We start from the raw sequence: 2,016 nt of genomic DNA, 5'->3' as shown, positions 1-2,016 counted from the left end.
TGGCGCATTGAGCAGATGCAGCGGAATGAGCGTCGTCTTGCCCGCGCCGGGCGGCGCCTCGAGCACCAGGCGCGGATGCGCCGCGAGCGACTCGCGGATGCGCGGCAGAAGGGGGGCGATCGGAAACGCCACGTAGTCACGGTTCCCGGCGGCGGACGGCCGCGCAGGCGGCCATTCTCGCAGCCCGCGCGGCCGGGATCGCTAGAATCGCGGGCCGTTTCCCGTGGTCGCGAGTCCCGTGCAGCTCATCGACATCGGCGCCAACCTCACCCACGACGCCTTCGACCGCGATCGCGACGCCGTGATCGCACGCGCCCGCGCCGCAGGCGTGGCGCAGATGGTGGTCACCGGCGCGAGCCGCGAGCACTCGCCGAAAGCGCTGGAACTCGCGCTCGCGCATCCCGGCCTGCTGTTCGCCACCGCCGGCGTGCACCCCCACCATGCGGTGGAATACACGGCCGAATGCGACGCCGAGATGCGCGCGCTGCTGGCGCACGACACGGTGGTCGCGGTCGGCGAATGCGGCCTCGACTACTTTCGCGATTTCTCGCCGCGCCCGGCGCAGCGGCGCGCGTTCGAAATGCAGCTGCAGACCGCCGTCGACACCGGCAAGCCGCTGTTCCTGCACCAGCGCGACGCGCATGACGATTTCGTCGCGATCATGAAGAACTTCGAAGGCCGCATCGGCCCGGCGGTGGTGCACTGCTTCACCGGCACGCGCGAGGAAGCCTTCGCCTATCTCGATCGCGACTGGCACATCGGCATCACCGGCTGGCTGTGCGACGAGCGCCGCGGCCAGCACCTGCGCGAGATCGTGCCGCACATCCCGCTCGGCCGCCTGATGATCGAGACCGACGCGCCGTACCTGCTGCCGCGCACGCTGAAGCCGTTGCCGAAAGATAGACGCAACGAGCCGGCGTTCCTCGCGCACATCGTCGAGGAACTCGCGCGCGATCGTGGCGCGAAGGTGGACTCGATCGCAGCGGCGACCACGGCGACGGCGCGCGCGTTCTTCCGCCTGCCGGTGTCCGCGTGACGCGCATGCAGGTGTCGATCGCCCACGTCACGCTGCTGGTTCGCGAGTACGACGAGGCCATCGCGTTCTACGTCGGCAAGCTCGGCTTCGAGTTGATCGAGGACACCTACCGGCCCGAACAGGACAAGCGCTGGGTCGTCGTCGCGCCGCCGGGATCGACCGGCACGTCGCTGCTGCTCGCGCGCGCGTCGGACGAGGCGCAACGGGCGCGGGTCGGCGATGCGACCGGGGGCCGGGTGGCGCTGTTCCTGCGCACGGACAACTTCGAGCGCGACTACCGGCGCCTCGTCGACGCGGGCGTCGAGTTCGCGCGGCCGCCGGTCGTGCAGCCCTACGGCACCGTCGCGGTGTTCCGCGACCTCTACGGCACGTTGTGGGACCTGATCCAGTACAGCGACGCGCCGTAGGAAGCCGGCCCGCCACTGCGCCGTGCCGCATCGATTTGCAGCTGCGGCACGACGGCATCCACGTACCGCCCCGTATCCTTGCCGGCTACGGGCCACCGCCCGCTCCCCCGACGCCCGCCCCCATGACCAAGTTCCGCCACTGGACCGGCTTCGGCCTCGTGCTGCTCGCGCTCGCCGGCTGCAGCAGGAAGCCCGACGCGGCGACGCCGGCAGCTGCGGCGACGCCGGCCATGGCGGTCACGGTGGTGCCGGCGCGCGTGCAGGAAATGTCGCGCGAGATCCGCGTGTCCGGCCCGGTGGCGGCCCGCGAGGAGATGCAGCTGGGCGTCGAGGTCGGCGGCCTGCGCGTGACCGGGCTGTATGTCGACGTCGGCGAGTTCGTGCATCGCGGCCAGGTGCTGCTGGAACTCGACGGTCGTTCGCTGGCCAGCGAACTCGAGCAGTCGCAGGCGAGCTACCGCGAGGCGCAGGCCGGCGCCGCGCTGGCGCTGGCCAACCTGCGCCGCGCCGAGCCGCTGCTCGCGCAGAAGTACATCTCCGCTAGCCAGGTCGACGAGTTGCGCGCCGCGCGCG

2 protein-coding genes and 1 pseudogene are annotated in these 2,016 nt (G+C 71.5%); all 3 read left to right on the top strand.

The annotated features are described in order from the left end of the window. Window positions 1-238 precede the first annotated feature (238 nt). Window positions 239-1,036, top strand: coding sequence for a TatD family hydrolase (locus FW784_RS13790; protein ID WP_149353896.1), 798 nt, complete (start codon window positions 239-241; stop codon window positions 1,034-1,036). A gap of 5 nt (window positions 1,037-1,041) precedes the next feature. Then, a complete protein-coding gene (locus FW784_RS13785) occupies window positions 1,042-1,443 on the top strand; it encodes a VOC family protein (RefSeq protein WP_149353897.1) in 402 nt (133 codons plus the stop codon). A gap of 122 nt (window positions 1,444-1,565) precedes the next feature. Beyond that, a pseudogene (locus FW784_RS13780) lies at window positions 1,566-2,016 on the top strand (efflux RND transporter periplasmic adaptor subunit); the annotation flags it as partial.

Origin of the sequence: Cognatilysobacter lacus, from assembly GCF_008274655.1 — a bacterium.
Classification (GTDB): domain Bacteria; phylum Pseudomonadota; class Gammaproteobacteria; order Xanthomonadales; family Xanthomonadaceae; genus Cognatilysobacter; species Cognatilysobacter lacus.
The sequence above is the reverse complement of the archived record's forward strand: the minus strand, read 5'-3'. Positions and strand labels throughout refer to the sequence as shown.

Coding starts and splice junctions, on each gene's coding strand:
- FW784_RS13785 (WP_149353897.1), top strand. CDS start 1,042: ATGCAGGTGTCGATCGCCCACGTCACGCTGCTGGTTCGCGAGTACGAC.